At 73.8% G+C, this 18,165-nt stretch carries 16 protein-coding genes, 1 tRNA gene and 1 pseudogene; 8 read left to right on the top strand and 10 right to left on the bottom strand.

Features of this window, described 5'->3' with window-relative positions; all coding sequences use genetic code 11:
- Positions 1 to 550 (top strand): annotated as a pseudogene (locus E1281_RS23080) (LD-carboxypeptidase); the annotation flags it as partial.
- Entirely contained in the window at positions 547 to 1,437 is an 891-nt protein-coding gene (locus E1281_RS23085; protein WP_131881513.1) for a hypothetical protein, read from the top strand. The pseudogene E1281_RS23080 and the gene E1281_RS23085, both read left to right, overlap by 4 nt.
- Positions 1,438 to 1,458: 21 nt before the next feature.
- Here E1281_RS23085 and E1281_RS23090 read toward each other — a convergent pair whose 3' ends face one another.
- The gene (locus E1281_RS23090; RefSeq protein ID WP_131881515.1) at positions 1,459 to 2,094 is read right to left on the bottom strand and encodes a hypothetical protein; all 636 of its coding nucleotides are present in this window, start codon (positions 2,092 to 2,094) and stop codon (positions 1,459 to 1,461) included.
- Between the two features lie 95 nt (positions 2,095 to 2,189).
- On the opposite strand from E1281_RS23090, the gene E1281_RS23095 reads away from it, so the two are divergent.
- Entirely contained in the window at positions 2,190 to 3,656 is a 1,467-nt protein-coding gene (locus E1281_RS23095; protein WP_243717273.1) for a PLP-dependent aminotransferase family protein, read from the top strand.
- Between the two features lie 7 nt (positions 3,657 to 3,663).
- On the opposite strand, the gene E1281_RS23100 is transcribed toward E1281_RS23095, so the two are convergent.
- The 5 genes from E1281_RS23100 to fdhD form a co-directional block, all read right to left on the bottom strand.
- Positions 3,664 to 4,098, bottom strand: a complete 435-nt coding sequence (locus tag E1281_RS23100) for a CBS domain-containing protein (RefSeq protein ID WP_131881517.1) — start codon at positions 4,096 to 4,098, stop codon at positions 3,664 to 3,666.
- Positions 4,099 to 4,239: 141 nt separating this feature from the next.
- Positions 4,240 to 5,853: an NAD(P)/FAD-dependent oxidoreductase gene (locus E1281_RS23105; protein ID WP_131881519.1), complete on the bottom strand. Its 1,614-nt coding sequence runs from the start codon at positions 5,851 to 5,853 to the stop codon at positions 4,240 to 4,242.
- A 57-nt stretch (positions 5,854 to 5,910) separates the two neighbouring features.
- A complete protein-coding gene (locus tag E1281_RS23110; protein WP_243717274.1) occupies positions 5,911 to 6,864 on the bottom strand; it encodes an alpha/beta fold hydrolase in 954 nt (317 codons plus the stop codon).
- Between the two features lie 57 nt (positions 6,865 to 6,921).
- Positions 6,922 to 7,857 (bottom strand): metal-dependent hydrolase, encoded by a 936-nt coding sequence (locus E1281_RS23115; RefSeq protein ID WP_131881521.1) that lies wholly within the window; start codon positions 7,855 to 7,857, stop codon positions 6,922 to 6,924.
- Between the two features lie 161 nt (positions 7,858 to 8,018).
- Positions 8,019 to 8,831: a formate dehydrogenase accessory sulfurtransferase FdhD gene (gene fdhD, locus E1281_RS23120; RefSeq protein WP_131881523.1), complete on the bottom strand. Its 813-nt coding sequence runs from the start codon at positions 8,829 to 8,831 to the stop codon at positions 8,019 to 8,021.
- 197 nt (positions 8,832 to 9,028) lie between these two features.
- Between fdhD and E1281_RS23125 the strand changes: the two genes are divergently transcribed.
- A complete protein-coding gene (locus tag E1281_RS23125) occupies positions 9,029 to 9,916 on the top strand; it encodes a sulfotransferase (protein WP_131881525.1) in 888 nt (295 codons plus the stop codon).
- Positions 9,917 to 9,992: 76 nt separating this feature from the next.
- Here E1281_RS23125 and E1281_RS23130 read toward each other — a convergent pair.
- Together E1281_RS23130 and E1281_RS23135 are read right to left on the bottom strand one after the other, a co-directional pair.
- Positions 9,993 to 10,088 (bottom strand) — tRNA-Sec (locus tag E1281_RS23130).
- Positions 10,089 to 10,098: 10 nt separating this feature from the next.
- Positions 10,099 to 11,940 (bottom strand): AMP-dependent synthetase/ligase, encoded by a 1,842-nt coding sequence (locus tag E1281_RS23135; RefSeq protein WP_131881527.1) that lies wholly within the window; start codon positions 11,938 to 11,940, stop codon positions 10,099 to 10,101.
- Between the two features lie 175 nt (positions 11,941 to 12,115).
- Here E1281_RS23135 and selD point away from each other — a divergent pair, with 175 nt between their 5' ends.
- Both selD and E1281_RS23145 read left to right on the top strand, forming a co-directional pair.
- Positions 12,116 to 13,108 (top strand): selenide, water dikinase SelD, encoded by a 993-nt coding sequence (gene selD, locus E1281_RS23140; protein WP_131881529.1) that lies wholly within the window; start codon positions 12,116 to 12,118, stop codon positions 13,106 to 13,108.
- A 71-nt stretch (positions 13,109 to 13,179) separates the two neighbouring features.
- Positions 13,180 to 13,449 (top strand): GlsB/YeaQ/YmgE family stress response membrane protein, encoded by a 270-nt coding sequence (locus E1281_RS23145; RefSeq protein ID WP_131881531.1) that lies wholly within the window; start codon positions 13,180 to 13,182, stop codon positions 13,447 to 13,449.
- Between the two features lie 24 nt (positions 13,450 to 13,473).
- On the opposite strand, the gene E1281_RS23150 is transcribed toward E1281_RS23145, so the two are convergent.
- Both E1281_RS23150 and E1281_RS23155 read right to left on the bottom strand, forming a co-directional pair.
- Positions 13,474 to 15,357 (bottom strand): propionyl-CoA synthetase, encoded by a 1,884-nt coding sequence (locus tag E1281_RS23150; RefSeq protein ID WP_131881533.1) that lies wholly within the window; start codon positions 15,355 to 15,357, stop codon positions 13,474 to 13,476.
- An 87-nt stretch (positions 15,358 to 15,444) separates the two neighbouring features.
- A complete protein-coding gene (locus tag E1281_RS23155) occupies positions 15,445 to 16,953 on the bottom strand; it encodes an MFS transporter (RefSeq protein WP_131881535.1) in 1,509 nt (502 codons plus the stop codon).
- A 93-nt stretch (positions 16,954 to 17,046) separates the two neighbouring features.
- Here E1281_RS23155 and E1281_RS23160 point away from each other — a divergent pair, with 93 nt between their 5' ends.
- Both E1281_RS23160 and E1281_RS23165 read left to right on the top strand, forming a co-directional pair.
- Positions 17,047 to 17,565, top strand: coding sequence for a MarR family transcriptional regulator (locus E1281_RS23160; RefSeq protein WP_131881537.1), 519 nt, complete (start codon positions 17,047 to 17,049; stop codon positions 17,563 to 17,565).
- Between the two features lie 129 nt (positions 17,566 to 17,694).
- Positions 17,695 to 18,165, top strand: a 471-nt coding sequence (locus E1281_RS23165) for a GTP-binding protein (RefSeq protein ID WP_243717276.1), incomplete at its 3' end; no start/stop codon positions are given.

Genomic DNA, 18,165 nt, shown 5'->3' on the forward strand with positions numbered 1-18,165 from the left:
CAAGAGGCGAGCCGGGGACGGGCTCCGCGCGGCGCTGTTCGGCGGCGACGTGGCCCTTCCCGGCACGCACGCGCTGCGGCCGGGCCGCGCGGAGGGCCCGCTCACCGGCGGGACCCTGTCGCTCCTCACGGCCCTCCTCGGCACCCCGTACGCGCCGCCGCCCGCCGCGGGCCGCATCGTCTTCCTGGAGGACGTGACCGAGGCGCCCTACCGGATCGACCGCATGCTCGTCCAGCTCGCCCAGGCCGGCTGGCTCGACGGCGCGGCCGGGTTCGCGCTCGGCTCCTGGCGGGACTGCGGCGACCCCGCCGAACTCGACGCGGTGTTCTCCGCCCGGCTCGGGCCGCTCGGCGTCCCGGTCGTGGCGGGCGTCCCCGCCGGGCACGGCCCCCACCAGCGCACGCTGGAACTCGGCGCCCCCGCCGTCCTCGACACGACCGCCCTGCCCGGCGGGACGGGCGCATCCGCTCCCGACCGCGCGTCAGCGCTCACCCCTCAAGCACCGGCCCTCCGAACACCGGCCCCCCAAACACCGGGAGGCGCGCGATGAGCGGCCGCCACGCCCGTCCCGACCCCTGGGACGACGGGACACTCGACTCGCTCCTGGCGCTGGTGGCCGAGAGCCTCGGCTACACCTGCCACCGCGCGCCCGGCGAGATCGTGCTGCTGGAGGGCCCCACGCGGCTGCCGGTGAGCATGCGCGACCTGCGGCAGCTCGCCCGGCTGGTGCCCCGCGACGACTGGCCCGCGCTCGTCTCCGACCACGTCACCACGATCGTCACCGCGATGGAGGAGCCGCTCGACCTCAGCGACTTCGATCTCGCCCAGCACCTGCTGCGCACCCGCATCTACCCCGCCGAGGCCGACAACGGCGTCCTGGCCGCCCGGCCGTTCGCGCCCGGCCTGATCGAGGTCGTGGTCGTCGACACGCCCACCTCGGTCCGGACGGTCAGCACCGAGGACATGAACGGCTGGCCGGTCTCCGGCGACGCGCTGTTCATGCTCGGCCGCGCCAACGTCCGCGGCGACGGGGCGCTCCAGGTGGACGACCAGGACCTCGGCGGCGTCCGCGTCTCCGTCCTGCACGGCTGGACGTTCTACGCGGTGACCCACCTGGCGTGGCTGGAGGAGTACCTGCCGATCGGCCCGTACGGCGCGCTGGTCATCGCCCCCAACCGCAGCCTCATCGTCGCCCACCCGCTCCGCATCAACGAGGGCTGCCCGAGGGCGCGCTACCGCGCCGCCGTGGCGGCGGCCAACGAGCTGCAGGCCCAGGCGCACCGCGCCTATGAGGAGGGCCCGGGGTCGCTCACCCCGCACCTGTACTGGTGGCGCGCGGGTGAGCTGACCTACCTCGAAACCCGCTACGAGGGCGACTCCCTCGTCCTGCCCGAGGAGTTCTCCTCGGTCCTCGCCACCCTCGCCGCCGAACACTGAGCGAGGGCCCGCGGGGCGGGGCTAGACGCGGGCGGGTTCGCTCTCGGGTTCCGGGTCCGGGGACCGTCCGGACTCCCGGCGCCCGATCGTCAGCGCGGGCAGGAAGACGTGCGTCAGCGGCCCGATCGCGAGCGCGTAGAGGACCGTCCCGAGGCCGACGGTCCCGCCGAGCAGCCAGCCGGCGGCGAGCACGGTCAGCTCGATCGCCGTCCGGACCGCGCGGAGGGAGTGGCCCCGTGCCGCGATCCCGGTCATCAGGCCGTCCCGCGGTCCCGGCCCGAGCCCGGCGCCGATGTAGCAGCCGGTCGCGAAGCCGCCCACCAGGATGGCCGTGACCAGGTAGGCCCAGCGCACGCCGAGCGCCTCCGGGGCGGGCAGCAGCCACAGGAAAAGGTCGGCGAAGACGCCGACGAGGACGACGTTGCTGATCGTCCCGATCCCGGGGCGCTGCCGGAGCGGAATCCACGCGAGCATCACCAGCGCGCCGGCGATGATGATCCAGGCGCCGATCGACAGGCCGACCCGCCGGGAGAGGCCCTCGTGGAAGACGTCCCAGGGGTCGTTGCCGAGCCCCGACGACACCTGCAGGGCGATTCCGAGCCCGTAGAAGGCCAATCCGACGTACAGCTGCACCAGACGGCGAGCCAACAAGGCCATTGGTTCGCTCCTCACCCCGTGAACGGCCATCGTCCAGGCTTACCTTGCCGGAAGTGGACTGGTCTTCATAGAGCCAATATGTGAAAGTGGTTTGTGTGAGCACTCGATACGTGAGCGGAGCGCACCTGGCCCGGCTGCTGGGCGACGTGTCGCGCGAGCGCCCCGTCTACGCGGCGCTGGCCCGGTCGGTGCGCGGCCTCGTCCAGGACGGCCGGCTCGCCCTGCGGACCCGCCTGCCCGCCGAACGCGACCTGGCCGCCGCGCTCGGCGTCAGCCGCACCACCGTCACCGCCGCCTACGACCGGCTCCGCGACGAGGGCTACGTCGAGAGCCGCCAGGGCGCCGGAAGCTGGACGGTGCTGCCCCCGGTGCGGATGTCGTCGGCCGAGCCGCCGGGCGCGGCCCCCGGCGGACGCTTCGGCAGGGCGCACCCGGTCCCCGACGACGCGGGGTTCATCGACCTCGGCTGCGCCACCCCCGGCGCGCCGGCGATCTTCGGCGAGGCCGTCGCCGCCGCCGTCGACGAGCTGCCCCGCCACAGCTCGGGTCCCGGCTACGAGCCCGCCGGGCTGGCGGGCCTGCGGCAGGTCATCGCGGACGGGTACGCGGCGCGCGGCGTCCCCACCCGTCCCGACCAGATCGTCGTCACCACCGGCGCGCAGCACGCGTTCACGCTGCTGACACAGGTCCTCATCGAGCCCGGCGACGCCGTCATGGTCGAGCGCCCCACCTACCCGCACGCGCTCGGGGCGCTGCGCCGCCGCGGCGCACGGCTCGTCCCCGTCGGCGTCAACGAGGGCTGGGACGTCGAGCTCGCCGCGGGCGCCATGCGGCAGGCCGCCGTCCGGACGGCCTACACGATCCCCGACTTCCAGAACCCGACCGGGCGGCTGATGCCGGCCGCGGACCGGGCCGCGCTCGTCGACGCCGCCCGCCGCGCCGACGCGTTCCTGGTCGCCGACGAGACCTTCGCCGACCTCGCGCACGACCTCGACGCGCCGCGCGAACCGCCGCTGGCCTCCTTCGACTCCGGCGGCCGGGTCGTCACGATCGGCTCGGCGTCCAAGCTGATGTGGGGCGGCCTGAGGATCGGCTGGATCCGCACCACCGCGCCGCTGGCGCGCCGCCTCGTGCTGGCCCGCGAGCCGTTCGACATGGCCAGCCCGGTGCTCGACCAGCTGATCGTCCAAGAGCTGCTCCTGCGGGTGGAGGACGTCCGCGCCGAGCGCGCGGAGAGCCTGCTGCGCGGCCGCGACGCCCTCGCCGGCGCGCTGCGCGAGCTGCTGCCCGGCTGGGAGTTCCGGCTGCCCGCCGGAGGCATGTCGCTGTGGGCGCGGATCGGCGCGCCGGTCGCGACGCTCGTCGCGGAGGCGGCCGAGCGGCGCGGTGTCCGGGTCGTCGCCGGCCCGGTGTTCGGCGTGGACGGCGTGCTGGAGGACTACGTCCGGCTCCCGTACGTCCTGCCCCCGGACACGCTGCGCCTGGCGGTCGAACGCCTGGCCCTGGCCCACCGGGAGGTCGAGGCGGCCCCGGCCGCACGCCCCCTGCCCGCGTACGTCTGAGCTCGGGCTACGGGGCCCGCTGGATGTAGTCGACGAGGTGCTCGCGCTCGCTCTCCAGCTCGTCGATGGCGCTCTTGACCACGTCGCCGATGCTGACGATCCCGACGAGCGCGCCGTCCTCGACGACGGGCACGTGCCGGAACCGGTGCTCGGTCATGGCCTGGCGCAGGTCGTCGATCTTGTCGGCGGGGCCGCAGCTGCGGACCTCGGCCGTCATGATGTCGGAGACGGGCCTGTCGAGCAGCCCGGCGCCGCGCTCGTGCAGCGCCCGCACGACGTCGCGCTCCGAGGCGATGCCCGCGATGGACGCGCCGTCCGGCGAGACCACCGCCGCCCCGATGTTGTGCTCCGCCAGGACGGCGAGCAGCTGGCGCACGGTGGCCTCGGGCCGCACCGTGGCCACCGCGTCTCCCTTCCTCCGCAGGATGTCGCGAATCCGCATGCCTCACGCTCCGGTGCCGGTTCGGACCCGTGGGACGACGGCCGCCGGGGGAGGGGGCCTGTCGCCGGGCTTCCTGCAAAGGTCGCATGTTCCGGCCTCCGGGAAAACCCCGAGCCGGTAAACGAACTCCGCGCCGGGCGGCTAGGGCGCGAGGAGGCGGGTCAGGGCGCTGAGGGCGGGGGTCAGGAGGCGGCCCGCCGGGGACGAGTGGGCGAGGGCCGCGCGGGCCGCGTTGGCGCCGCAGGCGCCGTGCACGCCGCCGCCCGGGTGGGCGGACGCGGACGCCAGGTACAGTCCGGCGACCGGGGTCTCCGCGCGCCCGAGGCCGGGGACGGGGCGGAACACCAGCTGCTGGTGGATCATCGAGGTGCCGCCGTTGAGGGCGCCGTTCAGCAGGTTGGCGTTGCGCTCCTGGAAGGCCGGGGGCGCGGTGACGCGGCGGCCCGTGACGAGGGAGCGGAAGCCCGGCGCGAAGCGTTCCAGGACGTCCTCCATGCGCGCCGCCATGGCGGTCTGCTCGCGCTCGTCCCACCTTCCCGTGATGCCGTCCGGCCCGGCGTCGCCCCTCACGCGGTGGGGCACGTGCGTGTACGCCCAGACCGACTCCGTGCCGGCGGGGGACCGGGTGGGGTCGGCGGTCGTCATCTGCCCGAGCAGCGCGAACGGCTCGGACGGGACGCGGCCGGTGGCGAGCTGGGCGCTGTAGTCGCTCATCGCGTCCATGCCGGGGGAGAGGTGGACGGTCCCGGCCCGCTCCGCGCCCGGCGACGCCCAGGGGACCGGGCCCGACAGGGCCCAGTCGACCTTGAACGTGGCGTGGTCCCAGTCGAAGCGCCGCATGTCCTCGCGGAGGGAGCCGGGCAGGTCGTCCCAGCCGACCAGGCCGCCGTAGAGGAGGGGCGCCGAAACGTCCGCCAGGACGGCCCGGACGGCGCGGACCGGCTCGCCGGACGCGGTGCGCACGCCCAGCGCCCGCCCGTCCCGGACGACGACGGACGTGACCGGGGTCGCGCAGCGCACGCGCCCGCCCCGGGACTCCAGCCGCCGGACGAGCGCCGCCGTCAGCGCGCCCGCGCCGCCCTCGGGCACCGGCCAGCCGTACCGCTGGCCGACCATCGCGAGGAGCCAGCCGAACACAGTCCCGCCGGTCGTCTCCGGCAGCATGTCGGTGTGCAGCGCCGACCCGGTGAGCAGCAGCGGGCCGCCCGGCCCGCCGAACTCCCGCTCGCCGAACGCGCGCACGGGCGCCAGCAGGGAGCGCAGCACGCGGAGCCCGCCCGCGCGCCGCGCCGACACGGCCAGCGGGAGCGCGGCGCGGACGGGCGGGAACGGCGTGAGCAGGGCGCGCAGGAGCTCCTCCCCCATCTCGTCCCACAGCCCGCAGAGCCGCAGCCACGCCTCCCCGTCGCCCTTCCCGAGGGCCTCCAGGCCGCCGGCGGTCGCGGCGGGGTCGCGTTCGAGGACGGCGCAGCGCCCGTCCGGCAGCGGGTGCGCGAGGACGGCGGGCGCGTGCCGCCAGCGCAGCCCGTGCCGTTCGAGGCCGAGGGCGCGCATGGCGGGGGACGCGACGCCGAGCGGGTAGAACGCGCTGCACGTGTCGCTGACGTAGGCGGGGTGGACGCCCCGGTCGCTGCGCACCGCCCCGCCCGGTTCGGGCTGCGCTTCGAGGACCTCCACGTCCCAGCCGGCGTCGGCCAGCACGTTGGCGGCGACGAGCCCGTTGGGCCCGGCGCCGACGACCACGGCGTCCGCCATGCGATTCCGCCTCCCCGGGTGCGTGATCACCCTACGGGTACCCGGAGCGGCGGGGTTTCAGGCCATGTCGAGCGGAGCCCGCTCCGGCGGCCGCGGCCCGCCGGCGCCGGGCGGGCCGTCCTGCGCCCCGGTGGTGTGCTCGGTGATCCAGCCGGCGATCTCGTCCGGATGGCTGCGCGGCACCCAGTGCCCGGCCGCGACCTGCCGGATCGACAGGTTCGGGACGCGCGCGGCGAGCCCGCCCACCAGGTACGGCGAGACGAACAGGTCCCTGGTGGGGACGATGACCTGCGTCGGCACGTCCGTGCGCCGGTCCAGCGGCCTGCGCAGTCGTCTCAGCATGTTCGCCCGGTACAGGCCGACCCCGGACGCGCCGTCGCGCGCCATCGTCCCGGCCGGGTGCCCGGGGCGCGGCGAGACGCCCTCGCCCAGTTCCAGCGCGCGGGCGAACGGCCTGGCCAGCCCGGCCCGCCACATGAGCTCCGGCAGGAACGGCGTCTGGAAGAAGTAGATGTACCAGGACCGCGCCGCCTGTCCCGCCGCGCGCCTCAGGTTGGACGGCGTCGGGCGGGCGAGCCTGCGGCGCATCCAGTGGCCGACGTGGTCCAGGCACGGCCCGGAGATCGAGGTGAAGGAGGCGAAGCGGTCCGGCATCGTGCACGCCGCCTCCCACGCCTGGATCGAGCCCCAGTCGTGGCCGACGAGGTGGACCTTCCGGTCGGGTGCGGTGGCGTCCATCACGGCCTGCATGTCGGCCATCAGGTACCCGAACGTGTAGCGCTTGCGCCCGGTCGGCCGGGACGACGCGCCGGCGCCGCGCACGTCGTACCGGACGACGTGGAACCGTCCGGCGAGCCGCTCGGCGATCTCGTCCCAGACGGCGTGGGTGTCGGGGTAGCCGTGGACGAGCAGGACGGTCGGACGCGACCGGTCGCCCTGCTCGACGACGGCCAGGTCGACTCCGTCGCCGCGGATCCGGCGGCGGGTGACGGGTGGAACCGGGGGTGTCATGGCGCCCGAGTCTAGTGGGGGTCGTATGTCCGGTAGTGGATGAATCCGGTGGCGTGGCTAGTAGGGGTCGTAGCCCGCGGCCCTGGCGGCGGGGGACTGCCTGAGGTAGTCCAGCGCCCGTGGCGTCGAGCACACCTTCGACGGGTGGTGGTTCGGCTTGAGGTAGACGGGCGCCTCACCGAGCAGCAGCCTGAAGACGCCCGGCACGTGCCCCAGGCGCACGGACCGCCGGTACGAGCGGTAGACGCGCAGCGGCGTCACCCGCTTGCTGATGGTCGGATCCTGCTTGAGCAGGTACAGGGATCCGCCGATCAGCGCCCAGTACAGGAAGAACAGCGACACCACCCACGCGGCGACGCGGGTGAGGTAGCCGCCGCCGACCGCCCGGTACACGTCGAACACCACCGACCGGTGCTCGACCTCCTCGGCGCCGTGCCAGCGCAGGAGGTCCAGCATGGTCGGGTCGACGCCGGCCTTCTCGAACCGGTCGTTGTCCATGATCCACTGGCCGAGGACGGCGGTGTAGTGCTCGATCGAGGCGACCGCGGCCAGCTCGAACCGCAGCCGCCGCCGCCACGCCCGCGGGTTCTTCTTCTTCAGCTCCGCCATCTGCGCCGGGCGGTCGGCGTTGCCCTTGGCCGCCGCGTCGGTGATCCTGGAGACGTCGATCCCGTTGGACTCCAGGATCTGGTCGAGGACGCCCTGGTGGGAGCGGGCGTGCACCATCTCCTGCCCGATGAACCCCTTGATCTCCTCCAGGAGACGCTCGTCCTTGATGTAGGGGCGGGCGTCCTTCACGCACTGGATGAACCACTTCTCGCCCTCGGGCAGGACGATGTGGAACGAGTTGATGATGTGCGTGGCGACGGGATCGCCCGGGACCCAGTGCAGCGGTGTCTCCGACCAGTCGAAGGACACGCGCCGAGGCTTGATCGGAGGATGGCGCTCGTCGATCCCGGACGCCGGTCCGCCGCCTGCCAGAGGCCTCGCCATTCCGGTCCTCATTTCCACGTGCCGGCATCGTCACGCGGTGTGTGCGCACACGCGCGGACTCCATTGGGGGACGAGTCAACTCCCGTGAGCCCCGGGGTTTCTTGAGGGCAGCCCAACAAGTTACCGAGCGGTTTTCGGTCCGTGATGACAAGTACGCCCTTTCACAGGGCGACTCGCTCCGTTCCCGAGTAGACGTTCATGGTCTCGCCCCGCAGGAAGCCGATGAGGGTCATTCCGGCGTCCTCGGCGAGGTCCACGGCGAGCGACGACGGCGCGGACACCGCCGCCAGCACCGGGACACCCGCCGTCATCGCCTTCTGCGTCAGCTCGAACGAGGCGCGCCCGCTCACCATCAGCACCGTCCCGGCCAGCGGCAGCCGCCCCTGGCGCAGCGCCCAGCCGACCACCTTGTCGACCGCGTTGTGGCGCCCGACGTCCTCCCGCAGCGCGAGCAGCCCTCCCGCGGTGTCGAACAGCCCGGCCGCGTGCAGCCCGCCCGTGCGGTCGAACACCCGCTGCGCCTCGCGCAGCCGGCCCGGGAGGGCCGCAAGGACGTCCGGGGTGACTTGGAGCCGGTCGTCGCGCACCTCGTACGGCCGGTCGGCGCGCAGTGCCTCGATGCTCGACTTCCCGCACACACCGCACGCGCTCGTCGTGGTGAAGGCCCTGGTCATGGAGTCGTCCGGGGGCGGCACCCCGGGGGCGAGCACGACGTCCAGCGTGTTCTGCTCCTCGGTGTCGGCGCAGTAGCGCATGGCCGCCAGGTCGTCCGCGCCGCCGATCACGCCCTCGGCCGCCAGGAAGCCCGCCACGAGATCGAAGTCGTGCCCGGGCGTCCGCATCGTGATCGTGAGCGGCTTGCCCGCGACGCGGATCTCCAGCGGCTCCTCGACGGCCAGGGTGTCGGGCCTGCGTCCACGCGACCCGGAGGTGTGCAGCCGCAGGACGGGCCTGCGGACGGTGATCCGCCCCATAGCGTGACGGTACCCCCGAATGCCACGGCTAACGAGAAGTTCGCGCCTGTACGTCCGGCCGGGGGCGGAGGATTCGCCTGAGGCCACGGTGAGAGAGTCTGAGGATGTGATGAGAGGGGATGCTTTCCTTGGACGCAGCCCCTAGATTGCCTAGGTCACCGTACTCCTCGACACAGATTGATCTCCGACTACGCATCATGAGCAGCGCCCCGAAGAAGAATCAGGTCACCACGGGCCTCAGGCGGCGGGGAAACCTGCTGGCGGCGGCCCTCCGGCCCCCTGCCCGCACCCCGGCCCGGACACGGGACGACCCGTCCTCCGGCGAGGGAGGTGACGATTACGCCCCGTCGCAGGTCCCCCGGCTGGTCGAGTCGCCGGTCTTCGTGCTGTGCTCGGTGCGTTCGGGATCCACCCTGCTCCGCGTGCTGCTCAACAGCCACACGGAGATCCGGGCACCGCACGAGCTGCACCTGCGCCACCTCAAGGTGAAGCCGAGCCGCGACTTCACCGGCGACGTCATGGGCGAGCTGGGGCTGAACGTCAAGGAACTGGAGTACATGCTCTGGGACCAGGTGCTCTGGTACGAGCTCCAGCGCAGCGGCAAGTCGCAGATCGTGGAGAAGACGCCGTCCAACGCCCTGGTCTGGCGGCGGCTGGCGGCGGCGTGGCCGCAGGCGCGCTACATCTTCCTGCTGCGCCACCCCGCCTCGATCGTCGAGTCGGTCCTGGCGCGGCGCAAGAACTCCGTGCCCGAGACGGTCGTCCCCGAGATCCTCCGCTACGCCGAGAGCATCGAGGCGGCCCGCAACGAACTGCCCGGCGTCACCGTGCGCTACGAGGACCTGACGACCGCGCCGGAGCAGGTGACCAAGGAGATCTGCTCCTACCTCGGCGTCGAGTGGGAGCCGGGGATGCTGGAGTACGGCGAGCAGGACCACGGCCCCTACCGCGCGGTCTTCGGCGACTGGGGCGCGAAGCTCAAGTCCGGCGAGATCCAGGCCCCTCGCCCGCTGCCCGACCCGGACACGGTCCCGCCCGAGCTCAGGGACGTCACCCGGGCCTGGGGCTACTTCGACGAGCCCTGACCGGACGCCTCACGACGGAGGCGGCCACGACGAGGAGACCGCCCGGGCCTGGAGAGGCCCGGGCGGTCCGGCGTCCTGGCGGAGGCGTACGGGAATCGAACCCGCCGTCCCGAGATCCTCGGGACCGTCGGCTTTGAAGGCCGGGGAGGCCACCAGGCGCTCACACGCCTCCGCCGGTGATCTTAGCCGCTGTAGAGGTCGTCGATGGAGGCCGAGTACTTGGAGTGGACGATCCGGCGCTTGAGCTTGAGGGTCGGGGTGAGCTCCTCGCTCTCGGCGGTCCACTCGGCGGGCAGCAGCCGCCACTTCTTGACCTGCTGGACGCGGGCCAGCCGGGCGTTGGCGTCGTCGACGGCCTTGGCGACCTCGTCGAGGACGAGGGGGTTGTCGGCCAGGGCGGCGAGGTCGGTGGTGTCGACGCCGTGGGCCGCGGCCCAGACGGGGGCGACCTCGCCGTCGAGGGTGATGAGGGCGACGACGTAGGGGCGGCGGTCGCCGAAGGCGAGGGCCTGGCCGACGAGCGGGTGCTCCTTGAGGTGGTTCTCGATCAGGGACGGGGCGATGTTCTCGCCGCCGGCGGTGATGATGAGCTCCTTCTTGCGGTCGACGACGGTGAGGAAGCCGTCGTCGTCGAGGCGGCCGACGTCGCCGGTGTGGACCCAGCCGTCGGCGTCGATGAGTTCGGCGGTCGCGTCAGGGCGGTGCAGGTAGCCGGGGGTGCAGGTGGCGCCGCGGACCAGGATCTCGCCGTCGTCGGCGAGCTTCAGGTCGACGCCGGCGAAGGGGCGGCCGACGGTGCCGAGCTTGAAGGAGTCCGCCAGGTTGGCGGTGATGGCGCCGGTGGTCTCCGTCATCCCGTAGGCGTCGAAGATCTTCAGGCCGAGCCCGGCGAAGAAGCGGGCGACCTCGACGGGCAGGGGGGCGGCGGCGCTGGACGCCTGCAAGACGCGGTCGAGGCCGAGCATCGCGCGCATCGGGGTGAGGACCGCCTCGTCCGCCTTCTCGAAGGCGGCGGTGATCTCGGGCGTGAGCGTGTTGCCGAACTCCTGGGCCGTGACGTAGGCGCGGCCCGCCTCCAGGGCGGCGGCCACGGCCCGCTTCTTGGCCTCGTCCTGCTCGGCGGACAGGACGGCCTGGATGCCGGCCATGATCTTCTCCCAGACGCGGGGGACGCCGAAGAAGGAGTGCGGGCGCACCGCGCCGAGGATCCCGGTGAGCTGGGCCGGGTCCGGGCAGAAGTGGATGTGGGACGCGAGCCGCACCGGGAGGTAGTAGCTGAGGACGCGGTCGGCGATGTGGGCGAACGGCAGGTAGGAGATGCCGGACGGGTGGTCGGGCAGGACCGAGCTCCGCTTCACCATCGCGGCCTCGTGCAGCACCATCGAGTGCGTGATCAGGACGCCCTTCGGGTCGCCCGTGGTCCCGGAGGTGTACAGGAGGGTCACGGTGTCGGCGGGCTTGACCGCCCGCCAGCGGCGGTCGATGGCGGCGGGGTCGGCGGCGAGTTCCCTGCGCCCGAGCTCGGTGAAGGCGTCCCAGGTGAGGTACCGGTCGCCCGCCGGGCAGTCGTCCGCCTCCACCACGATGATCTTGCGGAGGTCGGGAAGCCGGTCGAGCACGGGCTGCCAGCGGTCGAGCTGGTCCTTGCCGTTGAGGACGGCGTACTTGGCCGAGCAGTCCCCGGCGACGAACGCGACCTGGTCGGGCGCGAGGGTGGCGTACACCGTGGTGGGGGTCCCGCCGGCGTGGACGGCGCCCAGGTCGGCCAGGATGTGCTCCGACCGGTTCGGCATCATCAGCGCGACCACGTCGCCCGGCTCCAGGCCGAGGGCCGCGAAGCCCGCCGCGGTCTCCAGCGCCCTGGTGCGGGTGTCGGCCCACGTCAGTGTCCGCCACTCGCCGTCGACGCGGTCGGAGTAGGCGGGCAGGTCGCCGTGCCGCTCCGCGGTGTCGGCGAGGCCGCTGCAGATCGTCTGTCCCGCGAGGGCCTTGCCGAGTTCGTCCTGCTCTTCCTGGATCCCCATGTCGCCCCTTGAGTAAGTGATGACTTGCAGAGCTGAATCGCACCATGCCGAACATCGTTCGGACAAGTGTTTCCGGGATTTCCGGGCTGGTCGGGGCGCGATTTCGGCCCTGGGTGACCGTATCCGTACTGTCCGTTTCTTGATCATTTGAGGTAGTTGTGCGTTAAATCTTGCAGTGACCCCCCTCGCCCCCGCGGCACGCCTCACGCAGTACGCCCACGGCGGCGACTGCGCGTCCAAGATCCCCGCGGCGGAGCTGGAACGGGTGGTCACCGGCCTCACCGGCGGGGGCGACGCGCTCCTGCTCGGCGGTGCCGACGGCGACGACGCGGCCGTGATGCGGATCCGGGGGGGCCGGGCGGTGGTGTCCACCGCCGACTTCTCCACCCCCGTCGTCGACGACGCCTACGACTGGGGCCGCATCGCCGCGGCCAACGCCCTGTCGGACGTCTACGCGATCGGCGGCGAGCCGCTGATGGCCCTCAACCTGCTCGGCTGGCCCCGCGACGCGCTGCCCGCCGAGCTGGCCCGCGAGGTGATGCGCGGCGGGCGGGACGTCGCGGCGCTCGCGGGCTGCCCGATCGCCGGCGGCCACAGCGTCGACGACCCCGAGCCGAAGTACGGCCTGGCCGTGACCGGCGTCGCCGACCCGGACCGGCTGCTGCGCCTGGACGGCGCGCGTCCCGGCCTCCCGCTGTCGCTGACCAAGCCTCTCGGCATCGGCGTGCTCAACGCCCGCCACAAGGCGACGGGGGAGGTGTTCCCGCACGCGGTCGAGACGATGACGGCGCTCAACGCGGACGCGGGGCTGGCCGCCCTGGAACGCGGCGTCACCGGCGCGACCGACGTCACCGGGTTCGGGCTGCTCGGGCATCTCTACAAGATGGCGCGGGCGAGCGGCGCCACGGCCGTGGTGAACGCCTCGGCCGTTCCGTACCTGGACGGCGCGCGGGCCGCGGTGCGGGACGGGTTCGTCCCCGGCGGCACGCGGCGCAACCTGTCCTGGGTCTCCCCGCACACCGACTTCCGCCGGATCGCCGAGGAGGAGCGGCTGCTGCTGGCCGACGCGCAGACCTCCGGCGGCCTGCTGGTCGCCGGGGAGATCCCCGGCGCGCCCGTCATCGGCGAACTGGTCGCTCCCGGCCGCCGGACCCTGCTCGTCCGCTGACCCCGACCCGTCCCGTGCCCGTGTCGCCGATCACGACACGGGTAGGGGATTCCCGTGACCGAGGAACGCACATGACCATCGGCGGGCTCGCCGCGGCCGCCGTGCTCGGTACCGCGGTCGGGGTGCTGGGGCGGCTGATCGCCTCGGGCAGGGAGGGCATGCCCGTCTGGCTCACCATCGGGGCCGGCGTCGTCGCCGCGTTCGCCGGGACGGGCCTGGCCGAGCTGTTCGGCCTGACGGAGGGCGGCTGGAGCCTCTGGGAGACGGTCTTCCAGCTCGTCCTCGCCGCGGTCGGCGTCTTCCTGGTGGCCGCGTGCTGGCCCAAGCGGACCCGCTCCTAGCCGGCCGCTCCCGCCGAATCCGGGCTAGGTCGCCCTGCGCAGGACGGGACGCAGCGCGTCCAGGACGCCGGGGTCCTCGATCGTGGACGGGACGGAGACCTCCTGCCCGTCGGCGATCCCGCGCATGACACCCCGCAGGATCTTGCCCGAGCGGGTCTTCGGCAGCCCCGGGACGACGGTGACCTCCTTGAGCGAGGCGACGGGGCCGACCTGGTCGCGGACCATCTGGACCAGTTCCGGGCACAGCTCCTCGGGCTCGGCCAGGACGCCGCTCTTGAGCACCACCAGCCCGCGCGGGACCTGCCCCTTGAGCGAGTCCTGGACGCCGATGACCGCGCATTCGGCGACGGCCGGGTGGGACGCGATGACCTCCTCCATCGTCCCGGTGGACAGCCGGTGCCCGGCCACGTTGATCACGTCGTCGGTGCGGCCCATCACCCAGACGTAGCCGTCCTCGTCGATGTGGCCGCCGTCGCCGGTGAGGTAGTGCCCGGGGAACCGGGTCAGGTACGACTCGACGAACCGCTCGTCGTCCTGCCACAGCGTGGGCAGGGTGCCGGGCGGCAGCGGGAGCCGGATCGCGATGTCGCCGTCCGTCCCCGGCGGGGCGGGCGAACCGTCGGGGGCGAGGATCCGGACGTCGTACCCGGGGACCGGCACCGACGGGGACCCCGCCTTGACCTCCATGGGCTCCAGCCCGCGCAGGTTCGCCACGATGGGCCAGCCGGTCTCGGTCTGCCACCAGTGGTCGATGACCGGGCGGTCCAGGACGCGCGACGCCCACCGGTAGGTGTCGGGGTCGAGGCGCTCCCCGGCGAGGAACAGCGTGTCCAGCGCCGACAGGTCGTGACCGGCGAGCAGGGCGCCCTCCGGGTCCTCCTTCTTGACGGCGCGGATCGCGGTCGGCGCGGTGAACAGCGCCTTGACCCGGTGCTGCGCCGCCACGCGCCAGAACGCGCCCGCGTCGGGCGTCCCCACGGGCTTGCCCTCGTACAGGACGGTCGTGCAGCCGGTGAGCAGCGGCGCGTACACGATGTAGGAGTGCCCGACGACCCATCCCACGTCGGAGGCGGCCCAGAACACGTCGCCGGGCCCGACGCCGAACACGTTCTCCATCGACCAGCGCAGCGCCACCGCGTGCCCGCCGTTGTCGCGCACGACGCCCTTCGGCCGCCCGGTCGTCCCCGACGTGTACAGGATGTAGAGCGGGTCGGTGGCGGCGACCGGCACGCATTCGGCCGGCTCGCCGGCGGCGACCGCCTCGTCCCATTCGACGTCCCGCGGACGGACGAGGTCGGCGTGCAGCTGCTCGCGCTGCCGGATCACGCACCGGTCGACCTTGTGCTCGGCGAGCTCCAGGGCCTCGTCCAGCAGGGGCTTGTAGGGCACGATCCGGCCCGCCTCGACGCCGCAGGACGCCGACACGACCGCCTTGGGCCGGGCGTCGTCGATGCGGACCGCCAGCTCGCGCGCCGCGAACCCGCCGAAGACGACCGAGTGCACCGCGCCGAGCCGCGCGCACGCCAGCATCGCCACGACCGCCTCGGGCACCATCGGCAGGTAGATGACCACCCGGTCGCCGCGGTCCACGCCCTGGGCGCGCAGCGCACCCGCGAACCGCGCGGCGAGTCCGGTCAGCTCGCCGTAGGTGTAGGTCCGCACGGTGTCGGTGACGGGGCTGTCGTAGATCAGCGCGGGCCGGTCGCCGCGCCCCTCCTCGACATGCCGGTCCAGCGCGTTGTCGCAGGTGTTGAGCTCGCCGCCGGTGAACCAGCGGTAGAACGGCGGCGCGCCGTCGTCCAGGACCCGGTCCGGCGGGACGAGCCAGCGCACGTCCCGTGCCGCCAGGCCCCAGAACCGGGTCGGGTCGGCGATGCTGCGTTCGTACGCGGCCGCGTAGGCGCCCATGTCGTCCTCCCGGTTACGGGTTCCCGGCCCGATCGAGATCCGGCCCTGGGTGCGTTTCCGGCCCGGACTGCGAATCGGGCCGCATCCCTATAGGGCATGCCGCGGACGCGATTCGTCAAGGCCCCGCGCCGCGGCTTTGCGCGCGGGACCCCGCCGGGACCCCGGCCGGTCGGGGTGGCGCAGGCCGTGCGCGATCGCGACGACCGCGGCCACGCCCGAGGCCGCGGCCACGACCCAGAAGCACAGCTCGTACGCGCCGAGGGCGGGGACGTCGGTGCCGGCGATGACGTGCCCGGCCAGGACCGAGGCGGTGGCCGCGCCGGCGATGCTGCCGCCGGTGGTGCGCACGAGCGAGTTGACGCCGCTCGCGATGCCGCTCTGGTCCATCGGGACGTGCTGGACGGCGAGCGTGCCGAGCGCCGCGTAGGCGATGCCGAACCCGATGCCCTGGATGGAGCTGAACGCGAGCATGTCGTAGGCGTGGGAGTTGGACACGCCCAGCCAGACGTAGCACAGCCCCGCGAAGGCCGACCCGATGGCGAGCGTGAAGGCGGGACCGATCCGGGCGGCGATCCGGCCCGCGCTGAAGGAGAAGGCCAGCATCGTGACCGTGTTCGGCAGCATGTAGAGCCCGACGTCCAGGACCGAGCCGTCCAGCCCGTACCCGACCTCGTCCGGGCTCGCCTGCACGAAGCCCGCGATCAGCGTGAACGCGGCGAACATCGAGAAGCCGAGGAGGGCCGAGACGACGTTGGCCGACAGCGACCGCGCGCCGACGAGCAGGTTCGGCCGCACCAGCGGGGCGGGCACGCGCAGCTCGACCGCGATCCAGGCGGCGCAGAGGACGGCGGCGCCCCCGAACAGGCCGAGGACGCCCCCGGACGTCCAGCCCCACGTGTTGCCCTGGCTGATGCCGAGCAGGAGGCAGACCAGCCAGCAGGCGAGGAGCACCGCGCCCGGGTAGTCGGGCCGCCCGCCGGCGTGGACGCCCACGTCGCGGGCCGCGGCCGCGACCAGGGCCAGCCCGGCGGCGGCCATCGCCGCGGCGATCCAGAACACCGGGCGGTAGCTGTCGGTGCGGTCGGCGATCAGCCCGGTCACGATCATGCCGGCGCTGCCGCCGGCGCCCATGGTGGCGCTGACGACGCCGATCGCCGTGGTCACCTTCTCGCGCGGGAAGGTGTCCCTGATCATGCCGATGGCCAGCGGGATCATCGAGGACGAGACGCCCTGGAGGGCCCGTCCGGCGATCAGGGCGACGAGCGACCCGGAGACCGCGCAGACCACCGAGCCGGCGAACAGCAGGCCGAGGGCGAGCAGGATCATCCGCTTCTTGCCGTACATGTCGCCGAACCGCGTCAGCAGCGGGGTGGCGACCGCCCCGGCCAGCAGGGACGCCGTGAACACCCATGTCACGTCGGTGATCGGGGCGTCGAACCGGATCATGAGCTGGGGCAGCAGCGGCAGAACCAGGGTCTGCTGCACCGCCACCGCCATCCCGGCGAACGCGAGGGCCAGGAGCGTGCGGCCGGTGCCGCGGGGATCCGCGTCCGGGGGTCCGGCCGTCTCGCGCGCCGTGGTCGGGGCGCCGGTCATGCGCAACCTCCCTCGGCCGGTCGAGGGGAGCCGGCCGGAAGGCGATCCTACCGTTACTTAAGTTAAGTAACGGTGGACGGTAGGGTGAGCGCCATGTCATCAGCGGTGCCGCCGGCCTCCCCGGACGACGTCGTGGAGATCGAGCGCGCGATCAGCCGGGTGGCGCACATGCTGACCCGGTTCCGGCAGCACGACCGCACCGTCGTCGCCGCGGGAGTCCCGGTCGACCGCGCGGCCGTCCCGCTGCTGCGCGCCCTCGCCGAGAACGGCGGCCCGATGCGCCCCGGGGAGCTGGCCGTCCGCCTGGCGGTGGAGGCGCCGCACGTCACGCGGCAGGTGCAGCGTCTGGAGCGCGCCGGGTACGTCGAGCGGGTGCCCGACCCCGTGGACCGGCGGTGCCAGCGTGTCCGGCTGAGCGGCTCCGGGCTGGACGCGGTCGAGAGCATCCGCGCGTCCAGCCGGAGCTGGATCTCCGAGGCGCTCGCCGCGTGGTCGCCCGGCGACCGCGAGCGGCTCGCCGGGCTGGTGAACCGGATGGTCGACGACTTCGAGTCCCACTCCGGCGCGGGCGGCGCCGGGACGGCCGGGGGCCGGCCGGAGCCGACCCGGTGACGATCTCCCGCATCCATGCCCTGTGGTACTTTTCTTTCGCCCCGCAAGGGCACAACCCCCCGCAATGATTCACCCGTACGGCGCGTCGCCGTGCGGGTGGTTGCGCGTTCCGCCCCGGGAGGGACGCTGATGCAGGTCGTCACCACCGCCGGCCACGGTGGGCACGGCAAGTCCGCTCTCGTGCGGGCCCTCACCGGCAAGGAGGCCGGGGAGCCGGGCGCGTGGACGGAGCTGCCCTCGGGGCTGCGCCTGGCGTTCGTGGACGCTCCCGGCGACGAGCGGTCCGTCCCGGCCATGCTCGCGGGCGCCGCGCCCGCCCCCGCCGTGCTGCTGGCCGTCGCCGCCGACGAGGGCTGGATGGCCCAGACGGGGGAGCACCTGGAGTCCCTGGGCGCGCTCGGCGCCCGGTTCGGCGTTCTCGCGGTCACCAAGGCGGACGCCGCCGACCCGAAGCTCGCGCTGCGCCAGGCCCGCGACCGGCTCGCCGGGACCGCGCTGCGCGGCATGGAGGCGGTCGCCGTCAGCTCCGCCACCGGCACGGGGATGGACGACCTGGCCGCCGCGCTGGACCGGCTCGCCGCCCGCCTCCCCGTCCCCGAC

Source organism: Actinomadura sp. KC345 (genome assembly GCF_004348515.1).
GTDB lineage: Bacteria > Actinomycetota > Actinomycetes > Streptosporangiales > Streptosporangiaceae > Spirillospora.

Coding starts and splice junctions, on each gene's coding strand:
- E1281_RS23100 (WP_131881517.1), bottom strand. CDS start 4,098: ATGCGGATTCGCGACATCCTGCGGAGGAAGGGAGACGCGGTGGCCACG.
- E1281_RS23105 (WP_131881519.1), bottom strand. CDS start 5,853: ATGGCGGACGCCGTGGTCGTCGGCGCCGGGCCCAACGGGCTCGTCGCC.
- E1281_RS23125 (WP_131881525.1), top strand. CDS start 9,029: ATGAGCAGCGCCCCGAAGAAGAATCAGGTCACCACGGGCCTCAGGCGG.
- E1281_RS23115 (WP_131881521.1), bottom strand. CDS start 7,857: ATGGCGAGGCCTCTGGCAGGCGGCGGACCGGCGTCCGGGATCGACGAG.
- fdhD (WP_131881523.1), bottom strand. CDS start 8,831: ATGGGGCGGATCACCGTCCGCAGGCCCGTCCTGCGGCTGCACACCTCC.
- E1281_RS23085 (WP_131881513.1), top strand. CDS start 547: ATGAGCGGCCGCCACGCCCGTCCCGACCCCTGGGACGACGGGACACTC.
- E1281_RS23110 (WP_243717274.1), bottom strand. CDS start 6,864: ATGACACCCCCGGTTCCACCCGTCACCCGCCGCCGGATCCGCGGCGAC.
- E1281_RS23160 (WP_131881537.1), top strand. CDS start 17,047: ATGTCATCAGCGGTGCCGCCGGCCTCCCCGGACGACGTCGTGGAGATC.
- E1281_RS23135 (WP_131881527.1), bottom strand. CDS start 11,940: ATGGGGATCCAGGAAGAGCAGGACGAACTCGGCAAGGCCCTCGCGGGA.
- E1281_RS23155 (WP_131881535.1), bottom strand. CDS start 16,953: ATGACCGGCGCCCCGACCACGGCGCGCGAGACGGCCGGACCCCCGGAC.
- E1281_RS23150 (WP_131881533.1), bottom strand. CDS start 15,357: ATGGGCGCCTACGCGGCCGCGTACGAACGCAGCATCGCCGACCCGACC.
- E1281_RS23090 (WP_131881515.1), bottom strand. CDS start 2,094: ATGGCCTTGTTGGCTCGCCGTCTGGTGCAGCTGTACGTCGGATTGGCC.
- E1281_RS23145 (WP_131881531.1), top strand. CDS start 13,180: ATGACCATCGGCGGGCTCGCCGCGGCCGCCGTGCTCGGTACCGCGGTC.